Annotated in this window: 6 protein-coding genes and 1 pseudogene; 4 read left to right on the top strand and 3 right to left on the bottom strand. The window is 46.5% G+C overall.

Annotated elements, in window-relative coordinates; translation table 11 throughout:
- Positions 1-66 precede the first annotated feature (66 nt).
- Both BN1135_RS07245 and queF read right to left on the bottom strand, forming a co-directional pair.
- Positions 67-2,346, bottom strand: coding sequence for a tetratricopeptide repeat protein (locus BN1135_RS07245; RefSeq protein ID WP_042020014.1), 2,280 nt, complete (start codon positions 2,344-2,346; stop codon positions 67-69).
- A 170-nt stretch (positions 2,347-2,516) separates the two neighbouring features.
- Positions 2,517-3,365: an NADPH-dependent 7-cyano-7-deazaguanine reductase QueF gene (queF, locus tag BN1135_RS07250; RefSeq protein ID WP_042020016.1), complete on the bottom strand. Its 849-nt coding sequence runs from the start codon at positions 3,363-3,365 to the stop codon at positions 2,517-2,519.
- 206 nt (positions 3,366-3,571) lie between these two features.
- Here queF and syd point away from each other — a divergent pair, with 206 nt between their 5' ends.
- A complete protein-coding gene (gene syd, locus BN1135_RS07255; protein ID WP_042020017.1) occupies positions 3,572-4,120 on the top strand; it encodes a SecY-interacting protein in 549 nt (182 codons plus the stop codon).
- A 115-nt stretch (positions 4,121-4,235) separates the two neighbouring features.
- On the opposite strand, the pseudogene BN1135_RS07260 reads toward syd, so the two are convergent.
- Positions 4,236-4,559 (bottom strand): annotated as a pseudogene (locus BN1135_RS07260) (DUF2310 family Zn-ribbon-containing protein); the annotation flags it as partial.
- 732 nt (positions 4,560-5,291) lie between these two features.
- On the opposite strand from BN1135_RS07260, the gene BN1135_RS07265 reads away from it, so the two are divergent.
- The 3 genes from BN1135_RS07265 to BN1135_RS22030 all read left to right on the top strand — a co-directional run bounded on the left by BN1135_RS07265 (position 5,292) and on the right by BN1135_RS22030 (position 11,664).
- Positions 5,292-6,167, top strand: a complete 876-nt coding sequence (locus tag BN1135_RS07265; protein ID WP_139245183.1) for a hypothetical protein — start codon at positions 5,292-5,294, stop codon at positions 6,165-6,167.
- A gap of 365 nt (positions 6,168-6,532) precedes the next feature.
- Positions 6,533-9,622: an inverse autotransporter beta domain-containing protein gene (locus tag BN1135_RS21460; RefSeq protein ID WP_082186747.1), complete on the top strand. Its 3,090-nt coding sequence runs from the start codon at positions 6,533-6,535 to the stop codon at positions 9,620-9,622.
- Positions 9,623-10,818: 1,196 nt separating this feature from the next.
- Complete coding sequence (locus BN1135_RS22030) at positions 10,819-11,664, top strand: hypothetical protein (RefSeq protein ID WP_139245043.1); 846 nt, start codon at positions 10,819-10,821, stop codon at positions 11,662-11,664.
- Positions 11,665-11,707 lie beyond the last annotated feature (43 nt).

Consider the following 11,707-nt stretch of genomic DNA (forward strand, 5'->3'; position numbering starts at 1 on the left):
GTCATTATTGTTTTTGGTGTTTGATAGCAACAGTAGTAAAACCCGGTGTCGAGCTCTGGCTGTTATCTATATTGCTGGTCGGTCATCAATGACTTGCTTCCTTGCAAGCTGATGCCAATTAACCCATTGCTTTTCATGAGAAGAATTGACTTTTACCAGCCCCTTGTCAATTGCCATCAGGCCGCATTGCCACACATCCCCATTAAAAAATGCCGCCTGTTGACAATCGATGGCGGCGAGCTCCAGCCAGGCGTTTTGCTGGTGTTTTTCACTGAGCTGAATGGCTCCCGACAGGGCAAGGTAACAGAGATCAAATAGCCCATTGTGATCAAGCGCTGTTGCCGCCTTGGGCAGGAAGGGGTGACTGACAATCCCTAGGCTTACCCGGCGATCGAGTAGGTACTGACACGGGAAGGCTGCGATAGCGAGTAGCAGGTCACTGGCCAACTGATGCAGGTTGGCGACATGGCGCTGCGGTACGACATAAAGGAGGTGCCCTTCCCGCAGGTCATAGATGCGGCCATCTTGCGGGGTTAAGGTATCGACATAGGCCCCAAACGCCAGCTCAATCTCGCTGCTGGCCTGATAACCATGCTGCTCGAGCGTGTTGCTCAGAAAGGGGACGCGGAACAGCAGATAATGCAGCTTGTCATCAAACTCGCTGGATGGCTGTTCACTGAGATACCAGCGATCTGATTTCAGCTGGCGTTTGGCCATCTCCCTCGGCCAGCGGTTCATCAATCGTTGCCAGTTGGCTAGCCCGGATCGTGGCTCGATCAGCAAAGCCTCACCGGTTCGTTTGAGTTGCAGGCGGGTGGTACGCAACTTGAGCCAGAGGGTGAAGAATAGGTAAATAAAGAGCGCCAGTAGCAGGCTGGTGGTGATGCTTGACCAGAGATAGCGTTCCTGTTGGTGCTTGCTGTGGTTAAGCTGCTGCTCCAGTTCCTTGATATGTTGCACCCGCTCGACCTGGACGTAGTTGTCACGGATTGCGGCTTGTTCCAGGGCAATCTCTTGCTGGCGCACCTCTTCACCCAACCGGTGGAAACGTTTGTAGCTGTCGAGTGCTTGGCGCACATACCCTTTTTGTTCATATGCCAGCGAGAGCAGGCGGAATACCTCGAACTGACGACGGGTATCGCCAATCTGGTTGGCCAGCGCCCGCGCGTTTTCCAGCTGCAAGATGGCGATGGCCGCTTCCTGCTTCTTGAGATAGAGCTCACCGAGTAATAGCAGGGTGTCGATCAGTGGCTCTTTGGCATCATTGAGCTCATGGGATTGACGTGCGGCGTTGAGGTAGTTGCTGGCCAGCGAGAGATTGCCACTTTGCAGATAGGTTTTGCCGATCTCGTATTTGAGCAGCGAGCTTTTGGGCCGACTTGTCTCGTCATTGAGCAAGTCCAGCGCATTGAAAAAATAGACCAGCGCCATATTGAGGTCGCCCTGATCACGGTTGAGCCGTGCCAGCACCATCAGGGAGTCACAAAGCAGCGACGGGTTGCCGATGGAGTGAAAATAGTTGGCCGCCTCATTGGCATATTGCAGCGCTTTCTGCGGTTCATGCTCCTGCTGATAGAGTTTGACGATCTGGTTCGATAGCAGACCGAGAAACAGCGGATCACTGAGGTTCTTGGCCTGCTGCAGGGCATCAATATATTCCCCCAGCGCCAGTTGTGGCTGTTGCAGCGAGCGATAAAGGTCACCACTGATGGCACTGACCCAGGCGCTGGCAAGGGGATCGGGGGTTTTGGCTGCCCAGATCCGCGCTTCGGCCAAATGAGCTTTGGCATCATCAAAATGTTGAGTGTCGATATCGTAGCTGGTGCGTTGCAGGCGGCTATACACCTGCAACCGACTCTGTTTTAGATTGGGTTTCGCCAGCAGGGTTTCCAGTTCGGCAAGCAAGCTGTGGCTGATGCTTTGGCTATTTTGACGGAGTCCCTGACTGCGAATTTTCAGGTACAGGCCGTGGGCTTTGAGCTCTGGTTGCTGCTCCTTGTCAGCCAGTGCCATCGCTTGATCGAGCGCTTGCTGGGTCGCCTGGTACTGGCCCAGTTGCAGCAGACACTCCCCTTTGAGCAGGTGAGCCCCGATAGTCTGGGCAACCGTGCTATAGCTCAGGATCGGCTCTCGATAGCCAAACTCTTGGCGATTGTTGATGATTTGCTGAGAATTATTGGCCGCGCGGGTCAGGAAGGCTGAGGTGATCTGGACACATTTGGTAGGGTCGGTCAGTACCATTGATTGTGCTTGCTGCAGATCGATAGATAGCTGTTCTCGGTCCAGGTCCAGATTGGGGGCGGACAGAGAAGACATCATCATGGCCAGAAAAAACAGTTGATTCATTGGATTATGGACGGCGCGGAGGTGAAGGCATGTTATCCAAGCCTCCCCCTGCGAGTCCAGTGTTTACTGTGGGCAGGTTGTGGTTGCACCTGTCACTGTTCGCCCCGCGTGGCCGGGGGCACCAGGGGGATAGAGGGGCCAGTATCTGGCCCCATCCGCGCAGTCAGTGGTTACTGACGGATCAGGCGCAGGTTGGCAGGCACCACTTCAAAATCGGAGCGGAACGGGTTGATATCCAGACCGCCGCGACGGGTGTAGCGAGCATAAACGGTGAGCTGCGCGGGTTGGCAGTAGTGCTTGAGGTCGATAAAGATCCGCTCTATGCACTGCTCGTGGAACTCGTTGTGCTGGCGGAACGAGATGAGGTAGCGCAGCAGCTTCTCCCGATCGAGTTTGGGCCCCTTGTAGCGGATCACCACAGATCCCCAGTCGGGCTGGCTGGTCACCAGACAGTTGGATTTGAGCAGGTGGCTGTGCAGGGTCTCTTCTACCTGCTCGCTGCCAGCCGCCCCTTGCAGCAGGGCGGCGTCAAACTGGTAGTGATCGACCTCGATATCTTGCTCATCGATGCACTCGCCGGGCAGCAGGGCGATCTGATGCGGTGCCTGATCGAGGGGGAACAGGGTGACCTTGACGGTCTCCCCCGCACAGGCGCTCAGATCTTTGGTCAACATCGCAGCCACCGCATCGATGGAGTCGCAACGGGTCTGGTTGAACGAGTTGAGGTAGAGCTTGAAGGATTTGGATTCGATCAGATTCGCGCTGGTGGCCGGAATGGTCACCTCACCGAGCGCAACCATCGGCTTGCCCTTGGCATTGAGCCAGGAGAGCTCGTAGAGAGTCCAGACATCGCAGCCGCTAAAGGGCAGGGCATCGCCCAGCTGGAGGTCATCCCGGTTCAGGCTGCGGGGTACCGGCTGCAGCAGGGAGGGGGTGTATTGGCTGATGTAGTCGGCTTGCTGGCCCAGGCTCAGGCCGGTCAGGGCGCTGGCCCCGGCGTATCTATCTTGTTTGTTCACAGATTTACTCACGTAATGTGCTCATAAAGAGTGGATGAACGGAAGGTGAAATGGGGCTATTGCATTGATACCTGGCGATTTTGAGCTGGCAAGGGATGAAGCCTGCCCCGTTATCGGGCGTCGAACGGCTGTGGTCGGGCAGCCTTGTCTGTCACCCTGATTGATGGTGCAATAGCGGACTTTGCCAGCAATTGTGGGGATTTTCGATGTCGGATCAAGTTTTGTCTGCTCTGGAGCACTTTTTTGCCCGCTGGCAACGGGATGGCGAGGCCAGACGAGGCCTGCCCCTGTGCGAGTGGGAGGCGGACTGGCGTTCCCCCTGCCAGCTTGGTGAGCCCGCTGATGGTCGGGTGGCCTGGCGCCCTCATCATCGCTACGAGCCTGCCGATTTTACCGCCATGGCCGCTGCCCTTGAGCTGACGATTCACCCCAGTGCCATCGCCCTGTTTGGTCACTGGTTCAGCCGCCCCATCCCCTGCCTTTTCAAGGGGCTGCGCCTTGAACTGATCCTGCCGTGGAACGAAGCGGATCTCGACCTGCTCAAGGAGAACCTCATCGGCCACCTGCTGATGCTGCGCAAGCTCAAGCGCGCCCCCTCCATCTTTATTGCCACCACCCGCAACGAGATGACGCTCATCTCGCTGGATAACGAGAGTGGTCAGGTGTGGCTGGAGTGGCTCGACTCCGGCCGCCGCCTGCCGCTGGCCCCCTCTCTGCCCGCGTTTCTTGAGCGGCTTGAGACCTTGCCTGCGTGAACTCCATAACCCATTGAAAAAATGTAGGTTCGATTAGCCGCGAAGCGGCGTAATCGGACGCGGTAACATCATCTCTGGGGTGACAACCTGATAGCGTCGTATCGGATACCGTCCTTCAATCCTTGAAATCCCAAGATAGATTAGAGACCAGTCGGCAGCTATCGCACTTGAAGTCGAAGATCTCGTGCAGCGGCGCAGCCAGCGCCCACTCACCGCCACAGCTGGGGCAGGAGCGCGCCTTTTCCTCGGCGGCGCTCAGGCCACCGACCCGGTAGAGGTAGTAGTAGGTGGGGATGCCGGTCAGCACTTCCAGCCGTTTGGCGAGATCGCTACCGCGCCGGTAGAGGCGGCTGCCCACCTCGCCAATCTCGTGCAGCGCCGCATGCTCGGCGATGGAGCCGTTCATCTGCAGCTGATCGCAGGCTTCCCAATCCTCCTGCAGAACCACCCTTACTCATATAAACTCTCAAATCTCTCAATTCCTTTGCTGGTATTGGCCTCTGGCTAACTTTTACGTGAAAAACTAGTGGCATCTATGACCTCTCGAAAATCATCTTAAAGATATGAAAATCGCGCCTTATAATTTACTTTTTCGAGAGGCCTATACATCCATAACTCTATCCTGCTAGTAAGCCAGCACTTGCGCTTATGCTAAAGAGCAATTAGTTAGCCTGGTGAAGGAGTAACCGAGGATAACTAGTTCAATCTCTGGAGCGACTCGATTTGAGTGGCGTTGTTTCCCAAATCGATGCCGCTTGAAGGGAGCTAACTGAGAGCGCGGTGATCTGATCACTACCATCCCCTTTAGGGCGAATCGATTTGGTACACAATATCCATTTCACTTGAATTTTCATGATTCACATTAATTACTGCTCTTTTCAAAGAAACTCACGCATCAATGTGTTATTTGTGTAAGTGGTATAATATTTTTGAGGTCTATCTATGCGCGCAATAAAGATTTTAACTGCAATTTATATATTAATGTCAGTTATAGTAATTGATTTATTTGGCTTCGATATGATGATTTATCTAAATTTTCTTAATCTTTGATGTTGTGGTAAATCATGATAGAAGTGTAATGAATTATTTGGGTTGTAAAAATTCATGACTAGACTTGTGATTGTTTAACGAGATTTTAAATTCTAATATCATATTGAATCGAGGTATAAAGGTGGTATTATTTAAATTATTCATGTTTGCTGCAATAGTTGGCATTTTTTGTATTAATGGGCATGCTAAATCTTCTAGTAGCGCGCCAAAAGTAGAAATTCCTTTTCATGATGTCAATGGTTATATTATGATCAATGGGCGTGTGGATGCTGTGCATGGGCGGTTCATGTTTGACACGGGAACCCCATTCTCATATTTGTTGAACAATAACATTCTTCCGGTCAATAAGGATGAATTTATTGCATCTGGACATGCTGGTTCTGGTCAGCCTGTTGTCATCTTTAAACATAGGAACCCTGCGCATATAAGCTTATTCTATGGCGTTATTGAAGAAATGAAATCGGATATTCTTCATGCTGACTTTGATTTTATCCAGAAGGGTGTGGCATGTGATTTTATAGGGATGATAGGAATTGAGGATTTAAAAGAGCGTATTTTTTCCATTAACTATCAAGAACAATTAATTAGAGTGTATGACGAATTACCAGAAATAGGTGGTGAGTATATAAAACTACTTGTCAATAACAATCCCTTGCCTGAGCTAGGCCTCACTGTTGGTGGGGTTAGTATTACTGGCTACTTTGATACAGGAAATCTCGGTTCTCTGCTTCTTACTGTAGAAGCAGAGGCCCTGTTAAGTAAGGCAGGGTTGTTAACATCTAAGACTCTAAATGGAAATCATGGTGCTCCTGGACGTATTGTCATGGGGCGTTTATCAGAAGTAAAGTTTAATGATAGTTTATATACAGCGGTGGATGGACTCACCTTTGAGTATGGTGAATCAAATCGCCTTGCTTTGGGGTACTCCTTTTTGAAGGGATATGAGTCAATTTGGGATTTAAAAAATGGAGCTATATACCTACTAATGAAAAAATAAATACATATATAATGCCGTGCTTTAGTTTATGAACAACATGAGGTTATTCGTTACTACTTAGAGGTGAACACTTCTCCTCCTTCTCCTTCTCCTTCTCCTTCTCCTTCTCCTTCTCCTTCTTCTCCAAAGTCATTTACATGTAGACGAATATAACGTTTTGATTTTTATCAAAATTCACATTTATTCAAGAGACGTCACTATTTTCAATTTGGCCTGAAAGTGTTGATAGGTGATGATGAGCCTAACAAAGGCAGGCAAATATTGTCTATGAGCTCACACAAGTGAAGCCGTACATTCTGTAGAGTAGTGTTCATAAGCTACAGTTAAAATAACCACTGCATTAATCAGGTATAAATGAAAAATTCATGACTAAAAGTTCAATTCTAAAATCATGGATCGTCTGGGCTAACATTTTCATACAAGCTATTCTGCCGATCTCTTTGACATATTCGCCTACATTATTGGCTAGTGCCCGTGATGGCCGCTCCCATATTTACCATAGGACCATGCTTTATCAGCTTGATGCTGGTGAAACTGTGGTGAGTGTTGCAAAGCGTATTGGCATTTCATTATCAGATCTAGAGTTTATCAATAGAGATGTGAAGCATGATCGCGCATTCAAAAATCTTGGTTCTGGTGACAGAATCCTGCTCCCATCACCGCTTTATGCCCTTGCTGATAGTAAAAATGCTACTAGCAGCGTTGTTGATGAAAACGAAGTTGCAGGTTTTGTAAGTCAAATTGGTAGTCTGAAGGCTAACGATGGAGATGTTAGCAATTCTATTTATAGCATTGCTAATAATAAGGTTGTCCAAAAAGCTAGTGAACTGTCTAGGGATTGGTTAAGTCAATTTGGAACAGCCAATGTCAAGCTAATGGTGCAATCAGATATATTCCAAGGTAGTGTAGCGCACGACATATTTGAAGGTAGTGAAATAGATCTATTGATTCCATTACATGATGATGGTCAAAAATTATTTTTTACTCAGGCTGGAATACGTAGGGTTGATGGGCGTGGTACTTTTAATTTTGGCTTAGGTGCTCGTTATTTTTCTAAAGATGAATGGATGATAGGAGGTAATTTTTTTTCTGATAACGACTTTACCGGAAATAATCATAGATTGGGGGCCGGTGTCGAATTATGGTCTAATAATTTTAAATTTTCAGGAAACTTGTATCATGGGCTTACTGACTGGCACCAGTCAAATGATTTCTCAGATTATGATGAGCGCCCAGCGGATGGATTTGATATTCGAACAAATTTTTCCCTACCATCTTATCCTCAGCTAGGTGGTGAAATTTCATTCGAACAATATTTTGGTGAGCAAGTTGCGTTATTTAATAATGAGGTTGATGATTTTCAGGAAAATCCTCACTCTATTAATTTGAGTGTTAATTACACACCATTTCCATTGTTGACACTTGAAGCGGGCCATCGGTTTAGTAGTAGCATCACTGATACAATAGTAGGTGTTAATCTCAATTATCAGTTTGGCATTCCATTATATCAACAGCTTGATGGCGGGAGGGTAGCTTCACGCCGTGAGTTAGTAGGTAGTAGATTAGATTTGGTTGAACGCAACAATAAAATTACTCTAGAGTATCGAAAGCAAAAGCTGATTAACATCCAATTACCAGACTCTCTTCATGGCTATAGTTTAGAGACTAAGGTTATTGATGCTATCGTTTCTGGTAAATATGATGTTTCTCATGTTGAATGGGATTATTCAGAGTTTTTATCTATGGGGGGGAAGGTTAACGAGGTTTCCTCTAAACAACTTGAGGTCACTTTCCCTCCATATCAAGAAGGTACTGAAAATAATTTTCACATTAGCGCAGTTGCATATGATGTCAAAGGGAATGTGTCAGAGAGGGATTTGACGACTTTAATTGCCGACAAGCAAGACGTATCATTTGGTGAAGGCGATATATTCATAGATAAGAATAATGCTATTGCAAATGGAATTGATCAGAATGAGGTGTCGGTCGAGATTACGGATCTCGCTGGTAATGGAATTCCTAATGTAGATGTGACCTTCAACGCTGATGATGATGGCGTTATTATATCTAGCGAACCCAACGAAAGCAGTTTATTAAAGAGTAAATTAAAGTCGTTTTCTATTGTCACAAACTCTGATGGTGTTGCGAAAATATTCTTAAGCTCGGGTACGGCTAAAGATGTCGTCGTGACAGCAATTGTTAGAAACATATCTGCAAGTAAAACCATTAGTTTTGTTTCTGATAGCGGCAGCGCTGTGGTGACTGTGTTGTCCTCTGACAAGGACACCGCGCTGGCGAACGGCACCGATGTGGTCACTCTGACGGCGGTCTTGAACGATAGCAGCGGTCACCTGGTGACCAACCAGCCAGTCGCTTTCTCGGTGAGCAGTGGTACGGGCGCGCTGTCTGCGGCGAGCGCCGTGACCAACAGCAACGGTGAGGCGGTGGTGACACTGAGCAGCGGTGACATTGGTAGTGTGAGTGTGCTGGCCAAGAGTGGCAACAACGTAGCGGATGCAGGTCAGAGCAAGGCGATTATTTTTAGCAGTGATGGGCAGATAATTGCGACAGACATGACGGTTGAGACTGATAGCGCCAAGGCTGATGGAGTAGAAAGAAACAAGATTAAGGTTAAGGTGACCCGCTCTAATGGCGATCCGTTATCAGGTGAGTCAGTTACATTCACGGCCAGTAATAATGCAAATCTAGTCGGTGCAAATCCATTGACTACGGACGCATCTGGCCTAGTGATGATTGAGCTAACCAGCACAAAAGTGGGTATGAGTACAGTGACTGCGACTCTGAGTAACTCGGTGAGTCAAAATAAAACTGTAACTTTTTCTGCCATACCACCTATTCCTATGCAAGGAAATATCAGTGTGAACGGTGCCACTTTTGGCATGAACATTATTGGCAAATCGGCTTTTCCTACAACTGGTTTCAATGGTGCTAGATTCACTATTAATCCAAGCAATATTGAGGCTGGTAAAACTTATGATTGGACGGCCAATCAGAGTTGGGTAAGTGTGAGTAATGGTGGTGAGGTGACGTTCACTGGCTCTCCAGGTGGTAACAGAACGGTTACAATAACGGCTACTCCTCAGGAGGTCGGTGCACCATTGACCTATACTTTTAACGTATCAAAATGGTACACAAACAATGGTAATAACAAATTGACTTGGCAGAATGCTCACGACTTTTGTTTCGCTCAGGGGGGGGGGCTAGAGGCAATAGTCAATATTGGTGGGAATGCCTCTAGAGATGTGGGCAGAATAGGTGACGAATGGGGGGCGCTTACGTCATATACCTCTTCAAACTTCACCAGCGGATACTACTGGTCTAGCGATGTTATTTCAGGTTTGCCAGGCGATCATTTGATATTCTCGGTAACTGGCGGCACTGCTAGCTTTGCTAGTAATACCACCCCAATGCATGTCATGTGTATAAAAAATTGATTGTAGTGTTTTTGTCATAGTCTATATTCTGGAGCTATAAATCACTTGTAATATTTTTCCTTGTTTATTTACTAATGAGCTCAACACTGAATCTATAGATGCTCGCAAGGCCAACATTGAAAGATGGCCGCTGTCATCTGGTGACCAACAGTCAGTCGCCTTCTCTGTGAGCAGTGGTACGGGAGTCTTGTCTGTTGCGAGCGCCGTGACCAATAGTTACGGTGAAGCTGTCGTTACGCTGATCAGCGGTGACGTTGGGAGCGTGAGTGTGCTGGATAAGAGTGGCAATAGCGTAGCTAATGCAGGTCAGAGCAAGGCGATTAGTTTTTTAAAACCAAATCCTTCGTCAATCGATCTGGCTATTCAGGGCAGCCCTGCAACAGTAGGACTGCCTGTAACGGCTGTAATAACTGTTAAAAGGATCAAATGGGTGTGCTATTGAAAGATGCCGATGTGGTACTGACCCCAATAAGTCAGAGTGCGAGAAATGAATTTTACAATACCTTTTCTCCTAGCATACTACAAACAGGCGGCTCAAATATAAGTTCAACAGTATTTAAGACTGGGAGTGATGGCTCTGTGTCTATTGTTGTCATAGACCTGCTGGTAGCGGTGTTAAAACTACTATAAAAGCAATGTCATTATTGGTTTCTGATGATGGCGAGGTCATATTTACTGTTCATACAAGCCCAGAAATCTCAGTGGCTAATATGTGTTATCATATGCAAGAGAAAGTTTTAAGTAATGGCGTAACTCTTAAATACCCACGTCTATATGGGGAGATTAGTGGCTCATTGGAGCCATTTATAAAAAATGAAAGTTGAGCTAATAAATGTTTGTTAGAGGCTAACTCAACATGTACATTGCCAATATTACAAGAATTAATTGATTTCGTTGCAAGTGTTTCGATTTGTGATTTACTTTGTAGTAATGGATGGCCTGTTAGTTCAAGCTATAATCACGCATGGTCTAAGATAGCTGGTTTTTCAATTAGCAATCACTATTATGCTGATCTACATACAGGCTTTGTTAATGAACGAAGAGGAGATAGCACACTTGGGTTGATATTGTGTGTCAACTAAATATTAATGCCTAACTCATATATGCATTTATTGATATGTCATAACTACACCCATTATATTTAAGTGGGTGAACAATATATATAACTGTAATATAAAATAAAAATGGAAATTAAAATGAGAACTCTTGCTCTAGGTATTTTTTCAACCTTGTTGTCTGGATATATTTCAGCGGATGAAAATACTTCGATGGTAGATGAATTAAATCGCAGGTATAACTTAATTGAGAGTGAATGCCCTAATGGAACAGCTTTGTCGTGTACGGGCGTCCTGGTTCGTTCCGCCGAATCAAATGAGCCAACATGGGCTCCCAGTGGGACTCAAATGCAAAGTTCCGTATTGGCATCATCATTAATTCGCAGAGATATCGGTGCTGATAAAGTATGGGCATATACGTTAGTCGGTTATGGCATAATCTATGGCCCTGCTGCTGTGGGAGAAATATTAGAGCCTGAGCCTTTGTGTATATTTCCAACGAACGGTTCTAGCAATTTTCGAGATGATAGAGGGTGTGGTCCAAGAAATGATGTGAAAACAAAAAACACGGATCTGAGTGGATGTGCTGTGCTCGATATCACGACAGCTGAGCAATGGCTTACTCTTCCTAGTGATATGCAATGTTCATTTAGTGTTTATGAACCATACGAAGTCAATGAAGCAATTCGTGCTCAGATACTATATAACGATGTCAGTGAATCTAAAGCTAAAATGTGGAATGAGGTCGTAGTGGATACTAGTAAGTGGAATAAACCAATTTCCTCATATCCAATACAGGCAATTTTTTATCACAGGGGTTACTTGGGATCGCCGGTCTTTGAAAGAGGTGGGTTAGAAGGGGCCAAATATGAACAAATACGTTTCTTTGAGGAGTCAAATAAAATTATTCCTATAGTGGCTATTGATGATAAAAATATAGATTATGTTTTTTCATATAATGAGGAAGACCAAGCAATTCATGAGTAATGTGAATATTGTAACTGCTAAGCATGGATCTTAGCTTGTTTAT

This window comes from Aeromonas sobria (assembly GCF_000820145.1).
GTDB classification, from domain to species: Bacteria; Pseudomonadota; Gammaproteobacteria; order Enterobacterales; family Aeromonadaceae; genus Aeromonas; species Aeromonas sobria.

What these genes read in the sequence shown, in the direction of transcription:
- syd (WP_042020017.1), top strand. Translation starts at nt 3,572, where the DNA reads ATGTCGGATCAAGTTTTGTCTGCTCTGGAGCACTTTTTTGCCCGCTGG.
- BN1135_RS07245 (WP_042020014.1), bottom strand. Translation starts at nt 2,346, where the DNA reads ATGAATCAACTGTTTTTTCTGGCCATGATGATGTCTTCTCTGTCCGCC.
- BN1135_RS21460 (WP_082186747.1), top strand. Translation starts at nt 6,533, where the DNA reads ATGACTAAAAGTTCAATTCTAAAATCATGGATCGTCTGGGCTAACATT.
- BN1135_RS22030 (WP_139245043.1), top strand. Translation starts at nt 10,819, where the DNA reads ATGAGAACTCTTGCTCTAGGTATTTTTTCAACCTTGTTGTCTGGATAT.